This is a genomic window from Pseudomonas sp. HUK17, from assembly GCF_001566765.1.
On the sequence record NZ_LSMW01000009.1, the window covers coordinates 37373 to 59273 of the forward strand.

A 21901-nucleotide genomic window follows, 5' to 3' on the forward strand; every position below is an offset into this window, starting at 1 on the left:
AGTAGCCCATGGCAGACGAGTTGTACCTCGGTGGTTTTCGAGAATGCCGCCCCGCCGGCAGCCCCTTGGCGACCCTGTTGCTGGCCCATGGCGCCGGCGCGGGGATGGATAGCCCCTTCCTGCAGCAGCTGGCCGAGGAGCTGGCCCGGCGCGAGATCCGTACCCTGAGATTCGACTTTCCCTACATGGCGCGGGCGCGCGCCGAGGGCAGGCGGCGCCCACCCAATCCGGCGCCGGTCCTGCTGGAGCACTGGCGGGAAATGGTCGCCACCTGGCGCGCGGCAGAAAGCGGTCCGCTATGGCTGGCGGGCAAGTCCATGGGTGGGCGGATGGCCAGTCTGCTGGCCGACGAGCTGGGCGCGGCGGGCCTCATCTGCCTGGGCTATCCCTTCCACCCGGCGGGCAAGCCCGACCGGTTGCGCACCGAGCACCTGGCGACCCTGCCCACGCCGACACTGATCGTCCAGGGGGAGCGGGATGCCCTGGGGTCGCGGGAGGAAGTGGCGGGCTACACCCTGGCGCCAAGCATCGAGGTGCAGTGGATCGCGACCGCGGACCATGATCTCAAACCACTCAAGCGCAGTGGCCTGAATCAGGCCCAGGTGCTGGTGGACACGGCGGCGCGGGTGGCGGGCTTCGTGCGGACCAGCGGCTAGATCACCCGGAAACCACTGGTGCCATCCCGCCGTAACTGCTCGACCAGGCCGAACTCCCAGTCCAGGTAGGCCTGCATGGCTTCCCGCGGGGCGTCGGTGCCCTCATAGGGGCGCCGGTAGCGATCACGCCGGATCGACAGCAGCCGCGTCTCGCCGGCTTCGACCGGCAGGCCGGCGGCCAGCCAGGCGGCGGTTCCGCCCTCCAGGAGCAGGACCGGCCGGTCAGTGGTGGCCTGGACGTCGACGGCGGCGAAGGCGGCCAGTTGACCACTGCCACAGGTGCAGACATAGCGCTCGGCGGGTGGCAGCTGCGTTGGCAGATCGGCGCGCAGCACCCAGGCCGCGCCGGGGATATGCCTTTGCACATAGGTGGCGCTGGCGGTGACGTCCACCACCAGGGTGCCTGGCTCGGCCAGCAATTCCTGCAGCCGCGTCACCGAGATGCGCTCCACCGGCCCCGGCATGGGCACCGGTGCCTGCCAGGGGCCGGTGGCACTCATGGCGCTCGTCGGGATGTCGTCGACCACCGCAACCGCCCAGCCCATCTGCGCCAGCCAGGAGGCGCTCATGTTGGCGCGCACGCCGTCGTCGTCCACCAGCGCCAGGCGCGCGCCACGCACCGGGGCACTGTGATCGGTCTCCTGCACCAGTTGGCCGCCGGGAGTGGAGCGGGCGCCGGGCAGGTGGCCGGCGGCGTATTCCTCGGGAGTGCGCACATCGATCAGGTAATTGGTCCGCTGGGCGTCGCTGCGCCAGGTCTCCAGTTCGCTGAAGGGCAGGCGGGCGACGCCGGCGCGATCGGCGACCTGGCGGGCGCGGGCGGCGGCGGTCGCCCGGGTCGCCGGACTCACCGCACCGAAGCGGCGTTGCTGGTCGTGTTCCAGAGTCTGGCCGGCCAGGGTCCAGCCGATGGTGCCATTGCGCAGGGCGGCCACCGGATTGGGAATGCCAGCGTTGATCAGTGACTGGGCGCCGATCAGGCTGCGGGTACGGCCGGCGCAATTGACAATGACCCGGGTCCGCGGATCGGGTGCCAGCTCGGCCACCCGCAGCACCAGTTCGGCACCCGGCACGCTGACCCCACCGGGAATGCTCATGGTCTGGTATTCCTCGAAACGGCGGGCGTCGAGGATCACCAGATCGGCGTCCTGCTCCAGCAGCGCCTGGACCTCCTCGGCGGGCAGCGAGGGCGTATGGCGCCGGGCCTCTACCAGCTCGCCAAAGGCCTTGCTTGGTACGTTGACGTCGATGAAGAGTTCGCCGCCGCTGGCGCGCCAGCCCGCCAGGCCGTCGTCGAGCAGGGCCACGTCGGTGTAGCCCAGGGCGTGCAGGCGTTCGGCCGCGCGTTCCGCTAGGCCCTCGCCATTGTCATAGAGGGTGATGGCCACGTCGCGCCGCGGCAGCCGCGACCAGGCCTCCAGTTCCAGGCGCGACAACGGCAGATTGGCGGCCCACAACGGATGGCCGGCGGCGAAGGGGTCTTCCTCGCGGACGTCGAGCAGGGCGACTTCGGTGCCGGCGAGCAGGGCCTGGCGAATGTCCTCGGCGGTGCGGATGGCGGTCATGGTGTGGCGGTCTCCTGGGACAGGTCCCACAGGTTGGGCAGCTGGCGATTGGTGTAGCCGGAGATGAAGGGCTTTTCCTTGCCATCCGCGGCATAGACGGCGCGGCGCACGGCGCCGATGTTGCCGCCATAGACGTGGATGCTGATGGAGGTGCGGTCGGCATAGGCGTTGCTGACCTGGTGGATGTCGCCCACCCGCGGCGAGACCGCTTCCACCTGGCCCGGCTCCAGGCGCACGGGAGCGCCTTCCGGCAGCAGGCGGCCGGCGGGGTCGCGGGCGAAGCCCTGGGCGGTCTCGGCGCCGCGCAGCATGCCGATCAGGCCCCAGGTGCGGTGGTCATGCACCGGCGTGGCCTGGCCCGGCCCCCAGACGAAACTCACCACCGAGAAGCGCTGGCGGGCATCGGCATAGAGCAGGTACTGGCTGTAGCGCTCGGGGCGGGGCAGGGCGCAGTCCTCGGGCAGCCAGTCGTCATGGCGGACCAGTTCGCCGAGCAGGGCGGCGCCGCGCTGCAGCAGCTGCGGCTCGGCAGGGTGGTCGTCGACCAGGGTGGCGAGGTCATGCAGGAACAGGCGCAGGCGGTCGAGCCTAAGGGTCATGGAGGGCTCCACGGGTAAGCCGGGTGGGCGATGACGGCCATTAAAGCAAGGCCGGCGCCCAGCGCCTTAGATCGATTGGTTCTGTGCTGAAAACCATAACTCGCATAATTTCCTGTTTAAGTTATCCATTCTGTGCATATTAGGTTATGCGCAATCGATATTTCCGTCCGGGCGACTCACAACGTTAGGTTCTAAGCAGACCAGGGCAACGCCCGTCGTCCTGGCACCTCCTTTCGCTTTCGGAGCCTCTGCATGACCGCCTTCGTTAACGCCCTCGCCAGCGTCCGCGCCCAGGTGTCCGCCGCCGAATGGGAGGCGCGGGTCAAGCTCGCCGCCGCCTATCGCCTGGCCGCCCGCGAACGCTGGACCGACCATATCTACACCCATTTCTCGCTACGGGTGCCGGGGCCGGACGCGCACTTCCTCATCAATCCCTTCGGCCAGACCTTCGACGAGATCACCGCCTCCTCGCTGGTGAAGGTGGACATCGACGGCGAGATCGTCCTCGACCCCACCGGGTTGGGCATCAACCCGGCCGGCTACGTGATCCACAGCGCCATCCATCGCGCCCAGCCGGACCTCCATGCGGTGCTGCACACCCATACCGCGGCAGGCATCGGCGTGTCCGCCCAGCGCGGCGGACTGCTGATGATTTCCCAGCACGCCATGAGATTCTTTGGCCGCCTGGCCTATCACGGCTACGAGGGCGTGGCCCTGGATCTGGACGAGCAGAGTCGACTGGTGGCCGACCTCGGGGCGCACCCGGCGATGATCCTCTGCAACCATGGGCTGCTCACCGTGGGCGCAAGTCTGGAAGAGGCCTTCTGGCACCTCTATTACCTGGAGCGTTCATGCGCGGCGCAACTGGCGGCCCAGAGCGGCGGTGCCGAACTGGTGATCGCTCCGGACGCCGTCGCCCAGAAGGTCAGCGATCTCATCCCCGGCAATCTGGCGCGCGGCGCCCATATTCGTCACTGGGACGCGGCGGTGCGCCAGCTGGAGCGCCACGAGGGCCGGGAGTACGCGCAATGAAGCGACTGCTCGCCACGCTGGGCCTGGCGCTGCTGCTGGGACAGGCCCAGGCGGCTCCGGATCTTTCCGGGGTGACCCTGGTACTGGGCGACCAGGCCCGGGGGCTGCGCGCCATGATGGAAGCCGCCGGGACCCTCGAAGGCGCGCCCTATCGCTATCGCTGGGCCAACTTCCAGGGCGCCGCGCCGCTGTTCGAGGCCCAACGCGTTGGCGCGGTGGACACCTCCTACGCCGGTGACCTGCCGGTGCTGATGGCCGCGTCCGGCGGCGTGCCGCTCAAGCTCATCGCCACCAATGTCGGCTATCCCCAGGCCAATGGGCTGCTGGTGCAGGCTGATTCACCGATCCGTTCGGTCAGGGACCTCAAGGGGCGCACCGTGGTGGTGTCCTCGGCCAAGGGCAGCATCTCCCAGCACCTGCTCTATGCCGCCCTGGAGGAGGCCGGACTCAAGCGTGAGGACGTGACGGTCAAGTTCGTGCTACCCACCGATGCCAGTGCCGCCTTCAACGCCGGGCAGATCGAGGCCTGGGCGACCTTCGATCCCTATCTGGGCATCGCCGAGCAGCACGGCGCCCGGCTGCTGCGCGACGGCCAGGGGCTGACCACTGCCCTGGGCTTTCTCACTGCCACGCCAGCGTCGCTGGAGGATCCAGCCAAGCGCGCCGCCATCGCCGATTTTGCCGGGCGCCTGGCCCAGGCACGGGCCTGGGCAGTCGCTCATCCGCAGGACTATGCCCGGGTCTACGCCGAATTGACGCGCCTGCCGGAAGGCGCCGCGGTGGCCATCTCCACCCGCACCTCCCGTGGCCTGCGCCCGGTGCGGCCGGCGGACCTTGTCGCGGTGCAGCAGGTGGCCGATCTCTTCAGCGAACTCCAGGTGCTGCCCAAGCCGGTCGACGTCGCCGCCCTGGCCGATGCCAGTGTCTTTACCCAGGAAGCCAAACCATGACTCTCATCCGCCGTACCCTGCTGGCGCTACCGCTGCTACTCGCCGCCAGCGTGGCCCTGGCCGCCGAGCCCCTGACCCTGCGCATCGCCGACCAGAAGGGCAATATGCGCGCCCAGCTGGAGGCCGCCGATGGCCTGCGCGACCTGCCGGGTTATCGCATTCAGTGGGCGGAATTTCCCGCCGCCGCGCCCCTGGCCGAGGCGCTCAATGCCGGCGCGGTGGATGCCGGCATCATCGGCGATGGTCCGCTGCTGTTCGCCCTGGCTGCCGGCGCGCCGGTCAAGGCCATCGCCGTGGACAAGTCCGATCCCTATGGTACGGCGGTGATCGTGCCACGCGACTCGCCGCTGCGCAGCGCGGCTGATCTCAAGGGCAAGCGCATCGCCACCGGGCGTGGCTCTATCGGCCACTACATCGCCCTCAAGGCGCTGGACTCGGTGGGCCTGACGGCCAAGGACGTGAGCTTTCGCTTCCTCGGCCCGGTGGACGCCAAGATGGCCCTGGCCAATGGCTCGGTGGACGCCTGGGCGACCTGGGAGCCCTATACCGCCCAGGCCGAACAGGTCGACGGCGCCCGGGTGCTGGTCAACGGCCGTGGGCTCTGGGCGGGCAACAGCTTCCTAGCTGCCACCGACACGGCTCTGGCCGATCCGGCTCGGCGCGCGGCATTGCAGGACTACCTCAATCGTCTGGCCGCTGCCCAGCGCTGGGGCTACGCCCACCTCGACAGCTATGCCAAGACCCTGGCGCAGATCATCGGCTTTCCCGAGGCGGTGGCCCGTCTGCAATTCGAGAGACGCCAGCTGCATTGGGAGCCCATCGACCGCCAGGTGGTGGCCGACCAGCAGGCGGCAGCGGATTTCTACCATCGCAGTGGCCTGATTCCGCAGCGGTTGGATGCGCAGAGGACCTTCGCGGAGGGGTTTCAGGTAGCCAAGCCGGACCAGCCGCGGCAGGCGGCGCGGGAGTAGGGCAGTGGCTCAGGTGTCCCTGGCCCGTCGGGCTTCGCTTTGCTCAGCGCCAACCTACGTACGCTAGCGCCCCCTCTTCCTTTGGGAGAGGGCTGGGGTGAGGGAAAAGCCACACCGCCACTCGGCCTATCCATATAACCCATACTTATTTCAAAAGCGCTGAACAACTTTATTAGGCTATAAGCCAATTCCATGGATGAGCGTGCCACGATGCCCTTACGTTTCCCCTTCACCCGTCGTCCCCTGGCTTTGGGACTCGCCGTCAGCCTGCTCACCGGGCTGATCGCCGCACCCCAGGCGGCCCAGGCCGAGGGTACCCTGCGCATCTCCGAACAATTCGGCGTGTCCTATGTGATCCTCCATGTGCTGCGTGACCAGCAGCTGATCGAGAAGCACGGCAAGCAGGAGGGCGTCGACATCAAGGTCGACTGGATAAAGCTGTCCGGCGGCGCGGCCGTCAACGAGGCGGTGCTGTCGGGGGCGGTGGACGTAGGCTCCGCCGGGCTCGGACCGCTGTTCACGCTCTGGGACCGCACCCATGGTCGGCAGAACGTCAAGGCCGTGGCCAGCCTGGGGGCCTTTCCCAACTACCTGGTCACCAACAACCCGCAGGTGAAGACCCTGGCTGACTTCACCGCCAAGGACCGCATCGCCGTGCCGGCGGTCAACGTCTCGGTGCAATCGCGCTTCCTGCAGTACGCCGCCGCCCAGGCCTTCGGCGAGAAGAACTGGAATCGCCTGGATCCCCTGACCGTGGCGGTGCCTCATCCGGATGCCACCGCCGCGGTGATTTCCGGCGGTACCGAGATCAACAGCCATTTCGCCAATCCACCGTTCCAGGAGCAGGAACTGGCCAGCGGCAAGGTGCACAAGGTGCTCAGTTCCTATGACGTGCTCGGCGGGGCCGTCTCGCCCAACCTGGTATTCGTCACCGAGAAATTCCGCCGGGACAATCCCAAGACCTACAAGGCCTTCCGCGAGGCGCTGATCGAGGCCGGGCAGATCATCGAGAAGGACAAGGCCGCCGCCGCCCGCACCTACGTGAAGGTCGAGAATTCACGTCTCGATCCGGCACTGATCCAGCAGATCATCGAAAGCCCCGAGGTCAACTTCGACACGGCGCCGCAGAACACCCTGAAGCTGGCGGAGTTCATGTACCGCATCGGCGCCATCCGCAACCAGCCCAGCAGCTGGCAGGACTATTTCTTCGTCGACGCGCCCGACCAGAAGGGCAGCTGATCCCTTTTCCCTTACGGGTTCCACCGGACCACCGGACGAGCCCTCGACATCTCGAGGTCTCCCATGGCTATTCCCCCGATTTTCCAGCGCCTTGGGCTGCTCCTGGCGAGCACGACCCTGGCGCTGTCCGCCCAGGCGGCTGAGCTGCAGAAGATTCGCCTCGGCATCAACGACAGTCCGCAGAACGCTGCCTTGGAGCGCGCCGCCGAGGTGGCGCGGGACAGGGGCGTGGCGGTGGAGATCGTCGCCTTCAGCGACTGGAACACGCCGAATCTGGCGCTCGCCCATGGCGACATCGACGTCAACTACTTCCAGCATCAACCCTTCCTGGAAAATGCCAATGCCCAGAACGGCTACGGCCTGGTGCCCATCGCCTACGGGGTGGAAAACAAGGTCGGCCTCTATTCCAAACGCGTGAAAAGCTTTGCCGAGGTGCCGGACGGCGCCACCGTGGCGGTGGCCGACGATCCGGTCAACCAGGGGCGCGGGCTGCACCTCTATGCCCGCGCCGGCCTGATCCAGCTCCGGCCCGACGCCGGACCCAAGGCCAGCCTGCAGGACATCGTCGCCAATCCCAAGCAACTGAAATTCATCGAGCTGCCCGGGCCACAACTGGCGCGGGTGCTGGACGACGTGACCCTGGCGCAGAGCTATCCCTCGCACATCCTCGCGGCCGGCACGACGGATCCCAACAGCGCGCTGCTGTTCAGCGACGACGAGGCCAGCGGCCACCTCTATGCCCTGAGATTCGTGACCAAGCCGGAAAAGGCGGATGACCCGGCGATTCGTACCTTCATCCAGGTGTTCCAGAACGATCCGCGGGTGCGCGAGGCCATCGCCCAGGCCTATGGCAATCCGCAGCTCTACAGCCTGGCCTGGCTGAATCGACAGGAGGCTGCCCGATGAACACTGCCCTGCGTAAACCCGCCGCGGCGGCGCAGCCGCCCCTCGAACCCCAAGCCGCCTCCGCGCGCGAGCATCTGCGCCTGAGCGGGGTGCAGAAGGTCTATACCGGCGGCGCGCTGCCGGTGACCGCCCTGGCGGACATCGACCTCAGCATCGCGCGTGGCGAGATCTTCGGCATCATTGGCCGCAGTGGCGCCGGCAAGTCCAGCCTGATCCGCACCCTCAATCGCCTGGAAGACGTCAGTGCCGGCCAGGTGCTGGTCGACGGCGTCGACATCGGCACCCTGCAGGGCGACCGGCTGGTAGCGCTGCGGCGGCGCATCGGCATGATCTTCCAGCACTTCAATCTGCTGGCCTCGCAGACGGTGCTGGAGAACCTGGCGCTGCCGCTCAAGGCCGCCGGTTTTCGTCGTGACGAGATCGAAGCCCGGGCCCGGGAATTGCTGGAACTGGTGGGCCTGCAGGGCAAGGAGCAGGTCTATCCCTCCCGTCTGTCCGGCGGCCAGAAGCAGCGGGTGGGCATCGCCCGTGCCCTGATGCTCAAGCCCGAGCTGCTGCTCTGCGACGAGGCCACCTCGGCGCTGGACCCGGAGACCACCCAGTCGATCCTGGCGCTGTTGCAGGACATCAATCGCCGCCTGGGGCTGACCATCGTGCTCATCACCCACGAGATGGCGGTGATTCGCCAGATCTGCGACCGGGTGGTGGTGCTGGAGCACGGGCGCATCGTCGAACAGGGACCGGTGTGGCAGCTGTTCGGCGCACCCCAGGCGGAGGCCACCCGGGCGCTGCTGGCCCCCCTGGCGGCCCAGCTGCCGGCGGATCTGGCCAGGCGGCTCGCTGCCACCCGGCAGTCTGGTGCCCGGGCCGTGTTGGAGCTCCACTACGACGGCCAGGGCGCGGAGCCCGACTTCCAGGCGCTGGGCCAGGCCCTCGGCGCACCGGTCGAACTGCTGCATGGCGGTATCGACCGCATCCAGGGCCATGCCCTGGGCCGCCTGCTGGTGGCGACCGCGGCGCCGGAGCGACGGTTGGCCACCTTCCTGACCCAGACCGGGTTGTTCGCCCGGGCGGAGGTGCTGGGCTATGTCTGACTTCATGCTCAAGGCGCTGTGGAAAGCCTTTCTCGATACCCTGACCATGGTCAGCGTGTCCGCGGCCATCGTCTGGTTCGCCGGCATCGCTCTGGCGGTGGTGCTGGTCACCACCGGACGTGGCGCCATCTTCGCCGCGCCGACCCTCAACCGGGTGCTGGGTACGGTCATCAACGCCTTTCGCGCCACGCCCTTCATCATCCTGCTGGTGGCCCTGATCCCGCTGACGCGGCTGATCACCGGTACCACCATCGGCGTCTGGGCGGCGGTGGTGCCCATCACCCTCAGCGCCACGCCGTTTTTCGCCCGCATCGCCGAGGTCAGCCTGCGCGAGGTCGGCAGCGGGGTGATCGAAGCGGCCCAGGCGCTGGGTTGCGAGCGCCGCCACATCGTCTTCAACGTGCTGCTGCCGGAGGCTCTGCCCGGCATCATCGGCGGCTTCACCGTGACCCTGGTGGCCATGATCGGCGCCTCGGCCATGGCCGGCGCCATAGGCGCGGGCGGTCTCGGCGACCTGGCGATCCGCTACGGCTACCAGCGCTACGACACCCAGGTGATGGCCGTGGTGATCGCCATCCTGGTGGTGCTGGTGTGCGGCATCCAATTCATCGGCGATCGCTACGTGCGGCACCTGCGGGCGCGTTAACTCCTCGTTCTTTCCCCTGCGACGCCCGGAGCGGCCCTTGGTCCTCCGGGCGTCGTCGTTTTCGATATTGGACAGTCATCGGGCAAAAGCCCAGGCCAGAGCCTCTGTCTGCTGTTGCGGAGGAGACAGGGACCCAACAGCTGCCTGGGTCGAAACAGCCTGTCGATGCCAAGATTTTCTTTTAAATGATTGATTTGTAAGGATTATCTCTGTTGGTCCGGTTCTTGATTAGTCCAGGGTAGCCATCATCTCGACCGCCCTCGACGGCGGCGTCACCTGGAGGAAACAACCGTGTCCCACGTCCCCGTCAAATTCGCCTATTGGGTCCCCAACGTCAGCGGCGGCCTGGTGGTCAGTACCATCGAGCAGCGCACCCACTGGGGCATCGACTACAACCGCAAGCTGGCCCAGCTCGCCGAGCAGGCCGGTTTCGACTATGCCCTGACGCAGATCCGTTTCACCGCCGGTTATGGCGCCGAGTACCAGCATGAATCGGTGGCCTTCAGCCATGCGTTGCTGGCCGCCACCGAGCGGCTCAAGGTGATCGCCGCCATCCTGCCCGGCCCCTGGAATCCGGCGCTGGCGGCCAAGCAGCTGGCGACCATCGACCAGCTCACCAATGGCCGGGTCGCCATCAACCTGGTGTCCGGCTGGTTCAAAGGCGAATTCCACGGCATCGGCGAGCCCTGGCTCGACCACGACGAGCGCTACCGGCGCTCCGAGGAATTCATCCGCGCCCTCAAGGGCATCTGGACCCAGGACAGCTTCAGCTTCGCCGGCGACTTCTATCGCTTCCGCAACTACACCCTCAAACCCAAGCCGCTGCAGCAGCCGCACCCGGAGATCTTCCAGGGTGGCAGCTCCCGCGCCGCACGGGACATGGCGGCGCGGGTCTCCGACTGGTACTTCACCAACGGCAACACCGCCGAGGGTATCCGCGCCCAGGTCGAGGACCTGCGCGCCAAGGCCGCGGCGAACGGTCATTCGATCAAGGTCGGCGTCAATGCCTTCGTCATCGCCCGGGACACCGAGGCCGAGGCCCGCGCGGTGCTCGACGAGATCATCGCCAAGGCCAACCCGGAGGCGGTCCAGGCCTTCGGTCACGAGGCGCGCAATGCTGGCGCGGCCAGTCCGGAAGGCGAGGGCAACTGGGCCAAGTCCAGCTTCGAAGACCTGGTGCAGTACAACGACGGCTTCAAGACCAACCTGATCGGCACCCCCGAGCAGATCGCCGAGCGCATCGTCGCCCTCAAGGCGGTGGGCGTGGACCTGGTGCTGGCGGGCTTCCTGCACTTCCAGGAAGAGGTGGAGTACTTCGGCCAACGGGTGCTGCCGCTGGTGCGCGAACTCGAAGCTCGGGCCGCGGCCCAGGCGGCGGCCTAGACCATGGGCGCGAGCCTGGCCACGCGCCCGGTCCTTCTGGAGGTCAGCGACCTGGCGCTGGCCTTCGGCGGGGTCACGGCCTTCGCCGAGGTCGGCTTCCAGGTTCGCGAAGGCGAGATCTGCGCCCTGATCGGGCCCAATGGCGCCGGCAAGAGTTCGTTGCTCAACGTGATCAACGGCCTCTACCGACCGCAGCGGGGTAGCGTGCGGCTGGCCGGATCAAGCCGCGCGCTGCGTCGCCCGCAGGCCGCGGCCCACGCCGGAGTGGCGCGCACCTTCCAGAATCTGGCGCTGTTCAAGGGCATGAGCGTGCTCGACAACGTGCTCACCGGGCGCGGCCGCCATCGGCGGGCCTCCTGGCTGGAGCAAGCCCTGCGCCTGGGCCGCGCCCCGGCCGAAGAGCGGGCGCAACGGGCAGTGGCCGAGCGGGCACTGGATTTCCTGCAACTGGGGGCCTGGCGCGACACTGCCGTGGGCAGCCTGCCCTATGGCCTGCAGAAGCGCGTGGAGCTGGCCCGGGCGCTGGCGGCCGAGCCGCGGCTGTTGCTGCTGGACGAACCCATGGCCGGGATGAACGCCAAGGAGAAGCGCGAGCTGAGCGGCTACATCCAGGCCATCAACCGCGAGCACGGGGTCACCGTGGTGCTGATCGAGCACGACATCCAGGTGGTGATGCAGCTGGCGGATCACGTGGTGGTGCTGGACTACGGTCGCCTCATCGCCGACGGCGCACCCGCCGTGGTGCGCCGGGATCCGGCGGTTATCGCCGCCTATCTCGGGACCCGTCACTAGAAGTTGTTGACGATCTGCTGCGCGTCGGCCAACCGGCGTTGGAAAGACCTTCGGAATGCTCATTTACCACTCGTAAACTCCGCTTCCTCAGGCCTTTCCGCCTTGTGTGGCTCTAGCTCGCGAGATCGTAAACAGTTTCTAAGGACATTGGACGCCTCAGGGAGAAAACCATGGCGTTTTTCTTGGAAGTCTTGCTCGGCGGCCTGCTCGCCGGGGTGATGTATGCCCTGGTGGCCCTGGGCTTCGTGCTCATCTACCGGGCCTCGGGCGTGTTCAACTTCGCCCAGGGCGCCATGCTGCTGTTCGCCGCCCTGACCTACGTCAGCTTGGTGGAGCGCGGGCTGCCCGGCTGGCTGGCGCTGCTCAGCACCCTGGGCGTCATGGTGCTGCTGGCGGTGGCGGTGGAGCGCACGGTGCTGCGGCCGCTGGTGAATCGCTCGCCGCTGGTGCTGTTCATGGCCACCCTGGGCCTGGCCTATTTCCTCGAGGGCGCCGCCCAGGCGTTGTGGGGCGCCCAGGTGCATGGTCTGGACCTGGGTATCGAGGATACCCCGCTGGAGGTGGGCGATCTCTTGCTGTCGACCTTCGACCTCTTCGCCGCGGCGGTGGCAGCGGTGCTGGTGATCGGACTGTCGCTGCTGTTCGAGCGCACCCGCTTGGGCATCTCCCTGCGCGCCGTGGCCGACGATCCTTTGGCGGCCCAGGCGGTGGGCATTCGTCTGCCGCGCATCTGGGTGCTGGTGTGGGCGGTGGCCGGTTGCGTCGGCCTGGTGGCGGGCCTGCTCTGGGGCGCGCGGCTGGGAGTGCAGTTCTCGCTGTCGCTGATCGTGCTCAAGGCGCTGCCGGTGCTGATCATCGGCGGCTTCTCCTCGGTCACCGGGGCCATCGTCGGCGGCCTGCTGATCGGGGCCAGCGAAAAACTCGCCGAGGTTTATCTCGGCCCCCTCATCGGCGGCGGCCTGGAGAACTGGTTTCCCTATGCCTTCGCCCTGGTATTCCTGCTGATTCGACCGGTCGGCCTGTTCGGCGAACCCACGGTCGAGCGCGTCTAGAGGACTTCCCATGACCACCTCCCTCGACGCCCTGACGGCGCGTCCGCTGTCCCCTCGTGCCCCTGCGTTGCGACCCGCCCGCCTAGCGCTGGTCGCGCTCCTGGCCTTGGCCTGCGGTGTGGTGCCCTGGGTCGGCACCGACTACCTGTTCAATGCCCTGCTGATTCCCTTTCTGGTGCTGGCCTTGGCCGGGCTGGGGCTCAATCTGCTCACCGGCTATGCCGGCCAGCTGTCGCTGGGCTCGGCCGCCTTCATGGCAGTGGGCGCCTTCGCCACCTACAACCTGCAGGTGCGCCTGGGCTGGCCCCTGCCGCTGTGCCTGTTCGCCGGTGGCTTGCTGGCAGCCCTGGTGTCGCTGCTGTTCGGCCTGCCCAGCCTGAGGATTCGCGGCTTCTACCTGATCGTCTCCAGCCTGGCCGCGCAGTTTTCTATCCTCTGGGCCCTGACCCGCTTCGACTGGTTTTCCCATGGCAGTGCCTCGGGGGTGATCAGCGCGCCGCCGCTGGTGTTGCTGGGCCAGGACTTCAGCGGGCCGCTGGGGCGCTATCTGGCCACCCTGGTGGTGGTGCTGGCGCTGTTCGCCTTCGCGGCGCGACTGGTGCACGGCGAACTCGGCCGGACCTGGATGGCGGTCCGTGACCGCGAGACGGCCGCCGCGGTGATGGGCCTGTCGGTGGTCCGGGCCAAGCTGCTGGCCTTCGCCCTGAGTGGCTTCTACCTGGGCATCGCCGGTGCGCTCTGGGCCTTCACCTACCTGGGCACCGTCGAGCCCCACGGCTTCGACCTGAGTCGCTCTTTCCAGATCCTCTTCATCGTCATCCTCGGTGGACTCGGCAGCCTGGCCGGCAGCCTCTATGGGGCCGCCTTCATGGTGCTGTTTCCGCTGCTGCTCTCCAACCTGGCCGGCTGGCTACCCGCTGACCTCGTCGCCGCCGGCCAGCTGGAGAACCTGCAGAAGATGGCCTTCGGCGCCCTGATCATCCTGGTGCTGATCAAGGAACCCGAGGGCCTGACCCGCCTGGCCACCCGCGGCTGGCAACGCCTGTGCCGCCGCTGACATCCCGTTTGCCGGCGAGAAGGCTCGCCGGTCTCACACCTTCACAAGGCCCACACCCCCAACAAGGAAAGTCCCCATGTGCAAACGTCATCTGCTCGGCAGCCTCGTCCTGGCCCTGGGCCTCACCACCTTCGGCCCGGTCCAGGCCGCCGGCGAGCAATACTTCCCGCTGCAGAGCTATCGCGTCGGCTCCTATGCCGCCGGTGGCACCGGCTTCTTCGGTGGCTTCATCGACTATATGAAATACGTCAACGCCAACGGCGGGGTGAATGGCGTCAAGCTGGTGTGGAGCGAATGCGAGACCGAATACATCGTCGAGAAGGGCGTGGAGTGCTATGAGCGCCTGAAGAATGGGCGGAACGGCGCGCCCGCGGCCGCCACCAATCCGCTGTCGGTGGGCATCGCCTACGCCACCCTGGAAAGGTCCACCGCCGACCGGCTGCCGCTGATCACCATCAACCATGGCCGTACCGATTCCACTGACGGCAGCGTCTTTCCCTATGTCTTCCCGCTGCAGCTCAATCCCTATTCGGAGGTCTCGGCCATCCTCAACTGGATCGCCCTGCAGGGCGGCGGGGTCGATAGCCTCAAGGGCAAGAAGATCGTCACCCTCTACCACGGCTCGCCCTACGGCAAGGAAACCAACGAGGTGCTGCAGCAGCTGGCGGATCGCTACGGCTTCGCGCTGACCCTGCTGGAGGTACCGCATCCGGGCAACGAGCAGCAATCCCAGTGGCTCAACATCCGCCGCATCAAGCCCGATTGGGTGATCCTGCGCGGCTGGGGGGTGATGAATCCGGTGGCGATCAAGACCGCGCAGAAAGTTGGTTATCCGGTCGACCACATCATCGGCAACATCTGGAGCAATTCCGAGGAAGACGTGCGGCCAGCTGGGGCGGCGGCCAAGGGCTTCCTGGCCATCACCACCCACCCCTCGGGCACCGACTTCCCGGTGCTGCAGGGCATCGCGCGCGACGTGGTGGCCAAGGGGCAGAGTGACCTCGCCGATCCCAAGCGCTTCGGCACCGTCTACTACAACCTCGGCGTGGTCAACGGCATCCTCAACGTCGAGGCGCTGCGCCTGGCCCAGGCCAAGTACGGTGACAAACCCCTCAGCGGCGAGCAGGTGCGCTGGGGTTTCGAGCACTTGAACCTGGACGATGCCCGCCTGCAGGCCCTGGGCGCCAAGGGCTTGGTGCAGCCGCTCAAGCTCTCCTGCGCCGACCACGAAGGCGGGGGCGCCATCCGCATCCAGCAGTGGGATGGCGAGAAATGGCAGCTGGTGAGCGACTGGGTGCAGGCCGATCGCGCCTTCCTGCGACCGATCATCGAGGCCTCGGCCAGGCAGTACGCCAAGGAAAAGGGCATCACGCCGCGTGACTGCAGCAAGGAGGGCTGAGACATGACGACCACCCCCTTGCTGGCGGTCGAGGCCATCGAAGTCCGTTACGACGGCGCCATCCTGGCCGTCGATGGCGTCAGTCTGCAGGTCGGCCAGGGCCAGGTCGTGGCCTTGCTCGGCGCGAATGGCGCCGGCAAGAGCACCACGCTCAAGGCCATCTCGGGGCTGCTCGGCGCCGCCCGCGGTAGCCTGGTCCGCGGTGCCATCCGCTATGCGGGGCAGGACCTCGCGGGCCAGTCGGCCGATGCCCGGGTCCGCGCCGGACTGGTCCAGGTGCTGGAGGGGCGCCACTGTTTCGGGCGACTCAGCGTGGAGGAAAATCTGCTCAGCGGCGGTTTCGTCCGCCGCCTAGGGCGCGCCGCGCAGCGTGAGGAACTGGAGCGCATCTATGCCTGGTTTCCTCGCCTGGCCGGCAAGCGCCGGCAGCTGGCGGGTCTGACCTCGGGCGGCGAGCAGCAGATGATCGCCCTGGGTCGCGCCCTCATGGCGCGGCCTCGCCTGCTGCTGCTGGACGAACCCTCCATGGGCCTGGCGCCGCTACTGGTGGAGGAGATCTTCGCCAGCGTCGCCCGGCTCAATCGGGAGGAGGGCCTGAGTGTGCTGATGGCCGAGCAGAACAGTGCCATCGCCCTGGACTATGCCCATCAGGCCTTCGTGCTGGAAAGCGGGCGGGTGGTGCAGTCCGGCGTGCCCGGTACGGGCCTGACGCGCGAGGCGGTGCAGGCGGCCTACCTGGGGGTGGGCTAAGCTTCCGCAACGACCAGGGAGCCCGCGCCATGAACAAGACCTCCTACAACGCCATCGCCGATACCTTTCGCCAGGCCCGCGTCAGCCTCAGGGACGACGAGCGTCGCTACCTGGAGGTGCTCCTGGAAAAGCTCGAGCCCGGCGCCACCCTGCTCGACCTAGGCTGTGGCACCGGCACCCCGGTCGCCGCCGCCATCCTCGCCCAGGGGCATCGCGTGCTCGGGGTCGATCAGGCGGCCGCCATGCTGGCCCATGCGCGGCGGGAATTTCCCAAGCAACGCTGGATCGAGGCGCGGTTGGAAACCTACGCCTGCGCCGAACCCTACCAGGGCGCACTGCTGTGGGATTCGCTGTTTCATCTGGAGCGCCGCTGGCACGCGACCCTCCTGGCGCGGGTGATCGCCGGGCTTCCGCAAGGGGGACGGCTGATGCTGACGGCGGGCGGCTCGGCGGCGGATGCCTTCGTCGATACCATGTTCGACCAGCCGTTCTTCTATGACTCCCACCCACCGGAGGAGCTGCGTGCCCTGCTCGTGGCGCAGGGCGTGCGCATCCTCATCGACGAACTCATGGACCTGCCCGACGGGGGGCGGAACCGGGGGCGCTGCGCCTTCGTCGTGGAAAAGCTCTGACGCTCCAAGAGAACGAGGCGTCGATCAGTCCTTCCAGCCCGGCTGGTAGAGGGTGCCATGGGCCTGGTCCAGGGCAGCGCGGACCTTGGGCGAGTGCTGGTAGACATCGATCAGCTTGGCCAGGCGTGGATCGTCCTTGTTGTCCGGGCGAGCGACGAACTGGATGACGTACTCGGGGTGGTCAAGGCCATCGAACAGCAGGGCCTGGTTGGGATCGATGGTCTTGGCCAGGCGCAGATAGTGGGGATAGCCCTGGGCCACGTCGACGTCGTCCAGGGAGCGGGCCAGCTGCACGGCTTCCAGCTCGACGATCTGGATATCGCGGGGATTGCCGGTGATGTCCGCCAGGGTGGCGTGGTAGCCGACGCCGGGCTTCAAGGTGATGAAGCCGGCCTTCTCCAGCAGCAACAGGCCACGGCGCCATTGATGGCATCGTTGGCGATGGCCACCCGCGCCCCTTTGGGCACCTCGGCCAGGGTCCGGTACTTCTTCGAATAGAGCCCGACGTTGTTGATGATCCCCGGCGCCACCGCCACCAGGTCATAGCCGGCGGTGCGCTTGGCGTTCTCCAGAAAGGGGATGTGCTGGTAGTAGTTGGCGTCGATGTCGTGGTTGGCGAGACTGGTGTTGGGGGCGATCCAGTCGCTGAATTCGACGATCTCCACGTCCACGCCGGCAGCCTTGGCCTCCTGCACCGCCACTTCCAGGGGCGGGGCGAAGGCGGCGGTGGTACCGATCTTGAGGGGGGCAGCCAGGGCTGCGGTGCTGAAGAGGCCGAGGGCGAACAGCAGAGGTTTGAGACGGGTCATGGGGCGTCCTTGAAGGGTCAGTCCTGGCGGAAACGACTGCCGAAGTGGCGGCTGTCGAGGTGGTCACCGCGGCCGAACAGCTTGTGTCTGAAGCTGCCCTCGGCGTAGGCGGTCTTGTAGCGTCCCCGGCTCTGCAACTCCGGGATCACCAGATCGATGAAGTCGCCGTAGCACTCCGGGGTAACGGTGCGGGCGAGGTTGAAGCCGTCCAGCCCGGTTTCGTCGATCCAGCCGAGCAGGGCATCGGCCACCTGCCCGGGATCGCCGACCAGGGTGGTGTAGCGGCCACCCAGGGCGTGCTGCTCCAGGAGCTTGCGGCGGGTCCAGCCGGCGTCCTTGGCCACCAGGCGCTGGAGCGCCGATTCGATGGCCTCGGTCCGTTGCGGGCGGATGGGTTCGTCGAGGCCATAGGTGGCCAGGTCGATGCCCACCGAGGCTGAGTGGTGGGCCACGCCGGCCTCGGCGCTGGCATAGCTCAGGTATTCGGCGTGCTTGTCGCGGGCCTCGGCGGCGGTGGGGGCGACGATCACCGTGAGGCCCATGAACAGCTTGACGTCATCCGCGCGCCGGCCGGCGGCCACTGCCGCGCCACGGACGCGCTCGACCTGGGCGCGGGTGGCGGCCTGGTCCTGCCCGGAGATGAACACGCACTCGGCGTGGCGCCCGGCAAAGGCCAGGCCGCGATCCGAGGAGCCGGCCTGGAACAGCACCGGGGTGCGCTGCCGCGAGGGCTCGCAGAGGTGATAGCCCTCGACGTCGAAGAATTCGCCATGGTGTTCGACCTTGCGCACCCGCTCCGGGCGCGCATAGATCCGCTGGGCACGGTCACGGACCACCGCATCGTCGGCCCAGCTGCCTTCGAGCAGCTTGTAGAGCACTTCCAGGTATTCATCGGCCTGGTCGTAGCGGCGGTCGTGGGCGATCTGCCGGTCCAGGCCCATGGCGCGGGCGGCGCTGTCCAGGTAGCCGGTGACGATGTTCCAGCCGACGCGGCCTTCGCTCAGGTGATCCAGGGTCGAAAGACGGCGGGCGAAGGGGTAGGGCGGCTCATAGGTGAGGTTGGCGGTCAGGCCAAAGCCCAGGTGCCGAGTGCTGGCGGCCATGGCCGAGACCAGCAGGAAGGGGTCATTGACCGGCAACTGGATGGACTCGCGCAGGGTCAGGTCGACGTTGCCGCCATAGACGTCGTAGACACCGAGGATGTCGGCGATGAAGAGGCCGTCGAACAACCCGCGCTCCAGCAGCTGGGCCAACTCGGTCCAGTAGCCCAGGGTGTGGTAGCGACTGGAGGTGTCCCGTGGATGGGTCCAGAGGCCATGATTGATGTGGCCCACGGTGTTCATGTTGAAGGCGTTGAGCAGCACCTGCTTGGCGGGGGCGGTCATGGGGCGGGCGCCCCTGCAGGGAGAAAGGTCCGGAGCACAGCCATGGATCCTCGGGGTAAAGGCGAAAGGAGAGATCCGGTGGTCCGGTGGTTATACGTTAGCTTCAAGATATGCCGGGCTTTAAATAGCCTTTCGGAATAACGTTAGGGCGGTTGCGGCAGGACGCTCGCCTCTAACCAAATTCCAAATCGGTATTAATCTGACCTGTGCTTATTCCTTATCGTGGCGGCCATTCTTTCGCTGCTCGCTGAGGCATTCATGGCCGCTATCCGCTGTTCGTTTCGCGCAGGTCTCCGCCGGGGGATGCTCGCCCTGGGTCTGCTGGGCCTCGCCTGCGCCGCCCAGGCCGATACCAGTCTGCGTATCGGCTACCAGAAATCCTCCACCCTGCTGGTGCTGCTCAAAGAGCAGGGCACCCTGGAGCGGGATCTGGCGGCCAGGGGCATCACCGTCAGCTGGCATGAGTTCTCCAGCGGCCTGCCGCTGCTGGAATCCCTCAACGTGGGCAATGTGGATCTCTCCGCCGACGTCGCCGACACCGTGCCGGTGTTCGCCCAGGCGGCGGGTGCCAAGCTCACCTATTTCGCCCGGGAGACGCCCTCGCCCCAGGCCCAGGCCATCGTGGTTCCGCAGGATTCGCCGCTGGAGACGCTGGCCGATCTCAAGGGCAAGCGCGTCGCCGTGACCAAGGCCGCCGGTAGCCACTATCTGCTGATCGCCGCCTTGCAGAAGGCCGGTCTGACCTTTGCCGACATCCAGCCCGCCTATCTCACCCCCGCCGACGGTCGCGCCGCCCTGGAGAACGGCAAGGTGGATGCCTGGGTGACCTGGGAGCCCTTCGTCGCCAGCGCCCAGCGTCAGCAGCAGGTACGCATCCTCGCCTCGGGCGAGGGCCTGGCCAGCTACCAGCGCTACTACCTGGCCGCCAGCCCCTATGCCCAGGCCCATCCCGAGGTGCTGGCCCTGGTGTTCGGCCAATTGCAGCGCACCGGCCAGTGGGTGAAGCAACACCCCGCCGAGGCGGCACGCCTCCTCGGTCCGCAGTGGGGTCGCCTGGACGAGGCCACCGTGCAGCTGGCCAACAGCCGCCGCACCTATGACGTCCAGCCGGTCAGTCACGCCGCCCTCGGCGAGCAGCAGCGCATCGCCGATGCCTTCCACGCCGCCAGGTTGCTGCCCACCGCGGTGGACGCCAGCGCCGTGGCGCTCTGGACCCCGACGTCACCGTGAACCCTCCGAGTTGATCAGGCTTTCACTCAGGACAAGGCCCAGCAACGCCGGGCCTTGTGCCTTGCCCCGCTAAGCCAAGCTGCTCCGGTCGGAAACGCCTATTTGAACCACGCCTCCTGGCGCCCACCACCGGGTGCCGGACGCGAGCGCTCGCGCGTCTGGCAGGGCTTCATCGACGCCGTACCTATTCGGTCAGGGCCTACCAGGTCGAGTACCTCTTGTTCGCTTTATCCTGTTGGTATAACGTAATTACAAAGTACCAATGATGGTTTGACAGCCGTGTGTTCTCTGGTTGGGTTTCATGGGGGCCATGGCTGCGCTGTTCAAAGTCGTCGCCACTATTGTCTTTCGTTATAATAAAAAACACATGGAGTTCGTTCATGATCGAAGTCATCAACCCCGCCACCGGGGCCGCCATCGCGACCTACTACACCCACACGCCGGCCCAGGTCGAAGCGCGCCTGGCCCAGGCCGCCGCGGCGCAGCGGTCATGGGCGGAGCGTCCTCTCACCGAGCGCTGCGCGGCTCTGGTACGCCTGGCCGCCACCTTGCGCGCCGGTCGCGATACCTATGCGCGGCTCATCGTCAACGAGATGGGCAAGCCGTTGGTGGAAGCCGAGGCGGAGATCGAGAAATCCGCGCTGACCTGCGAGTTCTACGCCGAGCGGGCGCCTGGCTTTCTCGCCGATACCCCGGTGGTCAGCGCCGCCGCCGACAGCCGGGTGGTCTACGATCCGCTGGGTGTGGTGCTCGCGGTGATGCCCTGGAACTATCCGTTCTGGCAGTTCGTCCGCTTCGCCGCACCGGCGCTGGCCGCCGGCAATGGCGCCATTCTCAAGCACGCCAGCAACGTGCCGGGCTGCGCCCTGGCGCTCGAGCAGGCGTTCGCCGAGGCTGGCCTGCCCACCGGCCTGGTGGCGACCCTGCTGATCGGCGCGCGTGACGTGGCCGGCGTGCTGGCCGATCCGCGTATCGCCGCTGTCACCCTGACCGGCTCCACCGCGGTCGGCCAGCAGGTGGCCAGCCAGGCCGGCGCGCTAATGAAGAAGCAGGTGCTGGAACTGGGCGGCTCGGACCCCTTCATCGTACTGGCCGATGCCGACGTGGCCCTGGCGGCGCAGACGGCGGTCAAGGCGCGCTTCGGCAACGCTGGTCAGAGCTGCATTTCCGCCAAGCGCTTCATCGTCGCCGAGGCAGTGGCCGATGCCTTCACAGAGGCCTTCGCCACCGCTGCCGCCAGCCTGCGGCTGGGCGATCCGCTGGAGCGTGCCACCCAGATCGGTCCGCTGGCCCGCGCCGGTCTGCGCGAGGATCTGCAGCGCCAGGTGACGCTCAGTCTCGCCGAAGGCGCGCGCCTGGTACTGGGCGGTACGCCCCTTCCAGGGCCGGGCTTCTTCTATCCGCCCACCGTGCTCGACCAGGTGACCCCGGAGATGACCGTGGCCCGCGAGGAGACCTTCGGGCCGGTGGCCGCGATCATCCGGGTCGCCGACGAAGACGAGGCGATCCGCGTCGCCAACGCCAGCGAATTCGGCCTGGGCGCCGCCCTCTGGACCCGTGACTTGGCGAAAGCCCAGCGGCTCGCCCGGCGCCTCGAGGCCGGCGCGGTGTTCATCAACGCCCTGGTGGCCTCGGATCCACGGGTGCCCTTCGGCGGCATCAAGCAGTCCGGCTATGGCCGGGAGCTGGGCGAGTGGGGCATACGCGAATTCACCAACGTCAAGACCGTCTGGCAAGGCGCCCAGTCCTGACCC

Annotated in this window: 20 protein-coding genes and 1 pseudogene; 17 read left to right on the plus strand and 4 right to left on the minus strand. The window is 67.5% G+C overall.

What is annotated here, in order from left to right; genetic code table 11:
* Nucleotides 1-8: 8 nt before the first annotated feature.
* The gene (locus AX284_RS05270; protein WP_064308473.1) at nucleotides 9-656 is read left to right on the plus strand and encodes an alpha/beta family hydrolase; all 648 of its coding nucleotides are present in this window, start codon (nucleotides 9-11) and stop codon (nucleotides 654-656) included.
* Here the strand turns inward: AX284_RS05270 and AX284_RS05275 are convergent.
* On the minus strand, nucleotides 653-2221 hold the full coding sequence (locus AX284_RS05275; protein ID WP_064308472.1) for a rhodanese-related sulfurtransferase: 1569 nt from the start codon (nucleotides 2219-2221) through the stop codon (nucleotides 653-655). The two genes, AX284_RS05270 and AX284_RS05275, sit on opposite strands and share 4 nt — an antisense overlap.
* Nucleotides 2218-2820: a cysteine dioxygenase gene (locus tag AX284_RS05280; protein ID WP_064308471.1), complete on the minus strand. Its 603-nt coding sequence runs from the start codon at nucleotides 2818-2820 to the stop codon at nucleotides 2218-2220. Before AX284_RS05280 ends, AX284_RS05275 begins: the two co-directional genes overlap by 4 nt.
* A 252-nt stretch (nucleotides 2821-3072) precedes the next feature.
* Here AX284_RS05280 and AX284_RS05285 point away from each other — a divergent pair, with 252 nt between their 5' ends.
* From AX284_RS05285 to AX284_RS05350, 14 genes are all read left to right on the plus strand, one after another.
* The gene (locus AX284_RS05285; protein WP_068383912.1) at nucleotides 3073-3852 is read left to right on the plus strand and encodes a class II aldolase/adducin family protein; all 780 of its coding nucleotides are present in this window, start codon (nucleotides 3073-3075) and stop codon (nucleotides 3850-3852) included.
* A complete protein-coding gene (locus AX284_RS05290; protein ID WP_068383914.1) occupies nucleotides 3849-4802 on the plus strand; it encodes an ABC transporter substrate-binding protein in 954 nt (317 codons plus the stop codon). The genes AX284_RS05285 and AX284_RS05290 overlap by 4 nt, the downstream gene beginning before the upstream one ends.
* A 5-nt stretch (nucleotides 4803-4807) precedes the next feature.
* The gene (locus AX284_RS05295) at nucleotides 4808-5773 is read left to right on the plus strand and encodes an ABC transporter substrate-binding protein (RefSeq protein WP_093250931.1); all 966 of its coding nucleotides are present in this window, start codon (nucleotides 4808-4810) and stop codon (nucleotides 5771-5773) included.
* A 210-nt stretch (nucleotides 5774-5983) separates the two neighbouring features.
* Nucleotides 5984-7012 (plus strand): ABC transporter substrate-binding protein, encoded by a 1029-nt coding sequence (locus tag AX284_RS05300; protein WP_017639637.1) that lies wholly within the window; start codon nucleotides 5984-5986, stop codon nucleotides 7010-7012.
* A 63-nt stretch (nucleotides 7013-7075) separates the two neighbouring features.
* Entirely contained in the window at nucleotides 7076-7918 is an 843-nt protein-coding gene (locus AX284_RS05305; protein WP_017639638.1) for a MetQ/NlpA family ABC transporter substrate-binding protein, read from the plus strand.
* The gene (locus tag AX284_RS05310) at nucleotides 7915-9012 is read left to right on the plus strand and encodes a methionine ABC transporter ATP-binding protein (protein ID WP_068383918.1); all 1098 of its coding nucleotides are present in this window, start codon (nucleotides 7915-7917) and stop codon (nucleotides 9010-9012) included. Before AX284_RS05305 ends, AX284_RS05310 begins: the two co-directional genes overlap by 4 nt.
* The gene (locus AX284_RS05315; RefSeq protein WP_068383920.1) at nucleotides 9005-9658 is read left to right on the plus strand and encodes a methionine ABC transporter permease; all 654 of its coding nucleotides are present in this window, start codon (nucleotides 9005-9007) and stop codon (nucleotides 9656-9658) included. Before AX284_RS05310 ends, AX284_RS05315 begins: the two co-directional genes overlap by 8 nt.
* A 291-nt stretch (nucleotides 9659-9949) precedes the next feature.
* The gene (gene sfnG / locus AX284_RS05320) at nucleotides 9950-11041 is read left to right on the plus strand and encodes a dimethylsulfone monooxygenase SfnG (RefSeq protein ID WP_068383922.1); all 1092 of its coding nucleotides are present in this window, start codon (nucleotides 9950-9952) and stop codon (nucleotides 11039-11041) included.
* A 3-nt stretch (nucleotides 11042-11044) separates the two neighbouring features.
* Nucleotides 11045-11833 (plus strand): ABC transporter ATP-binding protein, encoded by a 789-nt coding sequence (locus tag AX284_RS05325; RefSeq protein WP_017639642.1) that lies wholly within the window; start codon nucleotides 11045-11047, stop codon nucleotides 11831-11833.
* Between the two features lie 170 nt (nucleotides 11834-12003).
* Complete coding sequence (locus AX284_RS05330) at nucleotides 12004-12885, plus strand: branched-chain amino acid ABC transporter permease (protein WP_017639643.1); 882 nt, start codon at nucleotides 12004-12006, stop codon at nucleotides 12883-12885.
* Nucleotides 12886-12895: 10 nt separating this feature from the next.
* On the plus strand, nucleotides 12896-13942 hold the full coding sequence (locus tag AX284_RS05335) for a branched-chain amino acid ABC transporter permease (RefSeq protein WP_068383924.1): 1047 nt from the start codon (nucleotides 12896-12898) through the stop codon (nucleotides 13940-13942).
* Nucleotides 13943-14018: 76 nt separating this feature from the next.
* Nucleotides 14019-15341: an ABC transporter substrate-binding protein gene (locus tag AX284_RS05340; RefSeq protein WP_068383926.1), complete on the plus strand. Its 1323-nt coding sequence runs from the start codon at nucleotides 14019-14021 to the stop codon at nucleotides 15339-15341.
* A gap of 3 nt (nucleotides 15342-15344) precedes the next feature.
* A complete protein-coding gene (locus tag AX284_RS05345) occupies nucleotides 15345-16091 on the plus strand; it encodes an ABC transporter ATP-binding protein (protein ID WP_068383928.1) in 747 nt (248 codons plus the stop codon).
* A 29-nt stretch (nucleotides 16092-16120) separates the two neighbouring features.
* Nucleotides 16121-16723, plus strand: coding sequence for a class I SAM-dependent methyltransferase (locus AX284_RS05350; RefSeq protein ID WP_068383930.1), 603 nt, complete (start codon nucleotides 16121-16123; stop codon nucleotides 16721-16723).
* Nucleotides 16724-16747: 24 nt separating this feature from the next.
* On the opposite strand, the pseudogene AX284_RS05355 reads toward AX284_RS05350, so the two are convergent.
* A pseudogene (locus tag AX284_RS05355) lies at nucleotides 16748-17532 on the minus strand (MetQ/NlpA family ABC transporter substrate-binding protein).
* A 17-nt stretch (nucleotides 17533-17549) separates the two neighbouring features.
* On the minus strand, nucleotides 17550-18917 hold the full coding sequence (locus tag AX284_RS05360; RefSeq protein ID WP_064309052.1) for an LLM class flavin-dependent oxidoreductase: 1368 nt from the start codon (nucleotides 18915-18917) through the stop codon (nucleotides 17550-17552).
* Between the two features lie 303 nt (nucleotides 18918-19220).
* Here AX284_RS05360 and AX284_RS05365 point away from each other — a divergent pair, with 303 nt between their 5' ends.
* Together AX284_RS05365 and AX284_RS05370 are read left to right on the plus strand one after the other, a co-directional pair.
* Nucleotides 19221-20147, plus strand: coding sequence for an aliphatic sulfonate ABC transporter substrate-binding protein (locus tag AX284_RS05365; protein WP_068383932.1), 927 nt, complete (start codon nucleotides 19221-19223; stop codon nucleotides 20145-20147).
* 380 nt (nucleotides 20148-20527) lie between these two features.
* Nucleotides 20528-21898, plus strand: a complete 1371-nt coding sequence (locus tag AX284_RS05370; RefSeq protein WP_068383934.1) for an NAD-dependent succinate-semialdehyde dehydrogenase — start codon at nucleotides 20528-20530, stop codon at nucleotides 21896-21898.
* The last annotated feature ends 3 nt before the right edge of the window (nucleotides 21899-21901 follow it).

What these genes read in the sequence shown, in the direction of transcription:
- AX284_RS05290 (WP_068383914.1), top strand. Translation starts at nt 3,849, where the DNA reads ATGAAGCGACTGCTCGCCACGCTGGGCCTGGCGCTGCTGCTGGGACAG.
- AX284_RS05305 (WP_017639638.1), top strand. Translation starts at nt 7,076, where the DNA reads ATGGCTATTCCCCCGATTTTCCAGCGCCTTGGGCTGCTCCTGGCGAGC.
- AX284_RS05280 (WP_064308471.1), bottom strand. Translation starts at nt 2,820, where the DNA reads ATGACCCTTAGGCTCGACCGCCTGCGCCTGTTCCTGCATGACCTCGCC.
- AX284_RS05285 (WP_068383912.1), top strand. Translation starts at nt 3,073, where the DNA reads ATGACCGCCTTCGTTAACGCCCTCGCCAGCGTCCGCGCCCAGGTGTCC.
- AX284_RS05350 (WP_068383930.1), top strand. Translation starts at nt 16,121, where the DNA reads ATGAACAAGACCTCCTACAACGCCATCGCCGATACCTTTCGCCAGGCC.
- AX284_RS05365 (WP_068383932.1), top strand. Translation starts at nt 19,221, where the DNA reads ATGCTCGCCCTGGGTCTGCTGGGCCTCGCCTGCGCCGCCCAGGCCGAT.
- AX284_RS05330 (WP_017639643.1), top strand. Translation starts at nt 12,004, where the DNA reads ATGGCGTTTTTCTTGGAAGTCTTGCTCGGCGGCCTGCTCGCCGGGGTG.
- AX284_RS05360 (WP_064309052.1), bottom strand. Translation starts at nt 18,917, where the DNA reads ATGACCGCCCCCGCCAAGCAGGTGCTGCTCAACGCCTTCAACATGAAC.
- AX284_RS05270 (WP_064308473.1), top strand. Translation starts at nt 9, where the DNA reads ATGGCAGACGAGTTGTACCTCGGTGGTTTTCGAGAATGCCGCCCCGCC.
- AX284_RS05335 (WP_068383924.1), top strand. Translation starts at nt 12,896, where the DNA reads ATGACCACCTCCCTCGACGCCCTGACGGCGCGTCCGCTGTCCCCTCGT.
- AX284_RS05300 (WP_017639637.1), top strand. Translation starts at nt 5,984, where the DNA reads ATGCCCTTACGTTTCCCCTTCACCCGTCGTCCCCTGGCTTTGGGACTC.
- AX284_RS05315 (WP_068383920.1), top strand. Translation starts at nt 9,005, where the DNA reads ATGTCTGACTTCATGCTCAAGGCGCTGTGGAAAGCCTTTCTCGATACC.
- AX284_RS05310 (WP_068383918.1), top strand. Translation starts at nt 7,915, where the DNA reads ATGAACACTGCCCTGCGTAAACCCGCCGCGGCGGCGCAGCCGCCCCTC.
- AX284_RS05370 (WP_068383934.1), top strand. Translation starts at nt 20,528, where the DNA reads ATGATCGAAGTCATCAACCCCGCCACCGGGGCCGCCATCGCGACCTAC.
- AX284_RS05325 (WP_017639642.1), top strand. Translation starts at nt 11,045, where the DNA reads ATGGGCGCGAGCCTGGCCACGCGCCCGGTCCTTCTGGAGGTCAGCGAC.
- AX284_RS05345 (WP_068383928.1), top strand. Translation starts at nt 15,345, where the DNA reads ATGACGACCACCCCCTTGCTGGCGGTCGAGGCCATCGAAGTCCGTTAC.
- AX284_RS05340 (WP_068383926.1), top strand. Translation starts at nt 14,019, where the DNA reads ATGTGCAAACGTCATCTGCTCGGCAGCCTCGTCCTGGCCCTGGGCCTC.
- AX284_RS05275 (WP_064308472.1), bottom strand. Translation starts at nt 2,221, where the DNA reads ATGACCGCCATCCGCACCGCCGAGGACATTCGCCAGGCCCTGCTCGCC.